The sequence below is a fragment of the Acinetobacter sp. P1(2025) genome, from assembly GCF_051390655.1.
Classification (GTDB): Bacteria; Pseudomonadota; Gammaproteobacteria; order Pseudomonadales; family Moraxellaceae; genus Acinetobacter; species Acinetobacter junii.
Map to the genome: position 1 here is coordinate 1 of NZ_JBPKBJ010000137.1, position 3,312 is coordinate 3,312.

Consider the following 3,312-nt stretch of genomic DNA (forward strand, 5'->3'; position numbering starts at 1 on the left):
CTTTACTTTTTCATATTTCATGTACTCATGATAGTAGAACATGACTTTTTAATGTGGATAAAAAACAAACAAAACGTTGATCGTTTTTTGATTTTTGCAAGAAGTCTAATATACATTTCAATTATCATTGTAACTCTAACCAATTATTTTTCAATAATCGTTGTCATGAGAATTAAATAATTACGTGTATTAAATTGTTAATATTAATAATAGTTCTTATTTGTTAGATAAAATTAATATCTAATCAATAAACAACGTAATCATGATTTAGCAAATTTGAGATAAATATTGCTGAATAACTATAGAGCAACTTTGTTCTAACTTATCAGCATATAATTGATTATCTGTTCTTAGTTGTGAAATCGAAACGCCGGTTTGTCTTATTTCACAAGTATGACCGATTAACCATCGTTCGAAATTATCTTTATTAATTTCGATATGAAATTGTAATCCCAAAATATTCTTGCCAATTTGGAATGCTTGATTTGGGTAAAGTTCAGAGCTTGCGAGTAGCGTAGCTTCGTCTGGCAAATCAAAAGTATCTCCATGCCAGTGTAAAACATGAATATTTTCAAGAGGACTTAAAAGATTATTATCTTTCTGATTTATTTTTAATTTATCCCAACCGATCTCTTTTGTATGACCAGCATAAACTTTTGCACCTAGAGCATAAGCAATCAATTGCGCGCCTAAACAAATCCCTATAGTAGGTTTGTTGTCTTTTAAGCGTTGTTTTAGTTCTTCGATTTCATGAATTAAAAATGGGTAATCTTCTGATTCATATACGCCAATTGGACCACCAAGGATAATCGTTAATCCTTCATAGTTTAGTGCTTGAGTTAGATCATCTACACCAGCCTCAAAATACCTTACTCTAAAACCTAATTGATAGAATACATCTTCAAGAGAGCCGAGGTCTTCAAACGCAAGATGTTGAATTGCATAAATTGTCTTTGGAAATGAAGTTTGAAGATTCATAAATTTGATTAAACTCTTTTATTAATTTTGATTGAATTTTTTATTCAACAAGCTGAGCTTGTGATATTAACTGGTACACCAATCGGAACGCAGTAAGCTGTATTGTAGCAAATCATGAAACTGATGTGACCAATAACCACCTTCTCTAAGACAACCTTCATATTGAAAGTTTAATTTTTCGACTAAACGTAGAGATGCAATATTATTTGGATGAATAAATGCTTCAATTCGATTTAACTGCATATTTGAAAATCCCCAAGGAATAATGAGTGTTAAAGCTTCAGACATATAGCCTTTAGCCCAAACCTCAGGAAGTAGTTCGTAACCGATCCTACATTTTTTCCAGTTGGGCTCACATTTAAATAAACCACATGTTCCGATCAACTGATTATTATCTTTTCTTTGAATACCCCAGCGCGTAGCAGGATTTGGTTGATTTCTCCAATCCCTGAAGATCTCGACATATTTTTGCGCTTCAGATAGGGTTTGGATTGGATCCGTACCGAACCAACGCATTGCTTCCTTATTTTTATAAATATCAAGCAGCTGAGGTGCATCATCCATTACAATTTCACGTAATAGAAGTCTTTCACTCGACAGTGTTGGAAATGACATTGATTGGATAATCTCGATTAGCAAATGAATTAGAAAATTAATTTGGTTTGGCTGGATTGTTCAATTTCAGTTATTTGATGATCATCTTTTAGATTGACACCAGAAAACCCAAGTTGCTTTGATTTTTTCATCAGATTTACAAGACGTTGGGTCGCAATTTGAATACTTAATCCATCAGGACGTATATTTGAAATACAATTGCGGTTCGCATCAACAGAGCTTTTTGATGCATTTAAGGTATAGTAAATTCCCATGCTATCTGGTGAACTTAATCCTGGACGTTCTCCAATTAACATCACCAACATATGTGCTTGAAAAATTTCTGCTACTTGATCTCCTAAAGCGACCCGACTGCCTGTAGCAATGATAATAGGTGCAAGCTGCCAAGATTGATCAGTAATTTCTTGAGTAAGACTCAGAATAAATGGGATCACATTAGTTTCTATAGCTCGAGCTGATAGCCCATCACCAACAACGATACACAGATCATAATTCAATTGGTTTTGATTGTACTGCTGTTGTAGATATTGTTGTGAGCTGTTGGAAAGTTGTCGACCTAGATCTGGTCTTTTCAAATAGGTTTCTTTGTCATGTGCATTACTTTGTACATGAACTGCTTCCAAATTGTGTTTATTCAATTGCTCAGTTAAGTGAGTTACATCTAGTGATTGATAGACAGCATCCCGAGCTTGAGCATGAGCAAGTTGGAATTCTAAGAAAGCTTTGGTCGGAATACTACAACCAACACGACCTAAGGCAATGCGAGCATCGGTAAATTGTTTTAGCTTTTCCCACTGATCTTGGTGTGTAGGAGAGGGAAATTGATGATCAACTTGAAGTTTCATAATTATGCTCCTAGTTCATCAATAATCGTGAGAATTGATCGGGCATATGATCAGACCAACAGATTTGTGCATTTTGTTGCTTGAAAATTCCTTGTTGTTCTAACCACACTGCAAACTCCGGTGCTGGTTTTAAGCCCAGCAGTTGTCTTAGATACAGTGCGTCATGAAAAGATGTTGTTTGATAGTTGAGCATGACGTCATCTGAACCAGGAATCCCCATAATGAAATTAAGACCTGCTGTACCGAATAGAGTGAGTAAGACATCCATATCATTTTGATCTGCATCGGCATGATTGGTATAGCAAATATCACAACCCATCGGTAAACCTAGAAGTTTTCCACAAAAGTGATCTTCTAAACCAGCACGAATGATTTGTTTCCCATTAAACAGATATTCTGGACCTATAAAACCCACTACGGTATTAACCAATAGGGGGTTGAATTTACGTGCGATAGCATAGGCACGAGTTTCTAAAGTTTGTTGATCAACTCCATGATGAGCATTACTGGACAAAGCACTACCTTGTCCAGTTTCAAAATACATGACATTGTTACCCAATGTGCCACGCTTCAATGCCAGCGTTGCTTCGTATCCTTCTTGTAGTAAATCAAGTGATATTCCAAAACCCTCATTTGCTTTTTGTGTTCCTGCAATTGATTGAAACATTAGATCAATTGGTACATTTTTCTCAGCAAGTTGGATGCCAGAGCTAATATGTGTAAGTACACAGGATTGAGTCGGGATTTTATATTCTTGAATGGGCTTTGTTGCACAAAGCTATTCTTGAGGGCTTCTTTAGCAATATAATTTCCAGATGAAGAAGCCTGCACCTAAAACTTACCGTACAACCAATTGGTCCTCGTATAACCAAGC

At 35.6% G+C, this 3,312-nt stretch carries 3 protein-coding genes and 1 pseudogene; all 4 read right to left on the reverse strand.

What is annotated here, in order from left to right:
• Positions 1-267: 267 nt before the first annotated feature.
• The gene (locus tag ACSC97_RS17925; protein WP_436662294.1) at positions 268-978 is read right to left on the reverse strand and encodes a glutamine amidotransferase; all 711 of its coding nucleotides are present in this window, start codon (positions 976-978) and stop codon (positions 268-270) included.
• A gap of 66 nt (positions 979-1,044) precedes the next feature.
• Positions 1,045-1,593 carry a GNAT family N-acetyltransferase gene (locus tag ACSC97_RS17930; protein ID WP_436662296.1) on the reverse strand — a complete coding sequence of 183 codons (549 nt, stop codon included), beginning with the start codon at positions 1,591-1,593 and terminating at the stop codon, positions 1,045-1,047.
• Positions 1,594-1,622: 29 nt separating this feature from the next.
• The gene (eutC, locus tag ACSC97_RS17935; protein ID WP_436662298.1) at positions 1,623-2,438 is read right to left on the reverse strand and encodes an ethanolamine ammonia-lyase subunit EutC; all 816 of its coding nucleotides are present in this window, start codon (positions 2,436-2,438) and stop codon (positions 1,623-1,625) included.
• Between the two features lie 10 nt (positions 2,439-2,448).
• A pseudogene (gene eutB / locus ACSC97_RS17940) lies at positions 2,449-3,198 on the reverse strand (ethanolamine ammonia-lyase subunit EutB); the annotation flags it as partial.
• Positions 3,199-3,312: the final 114 nt, after the last annotated feature.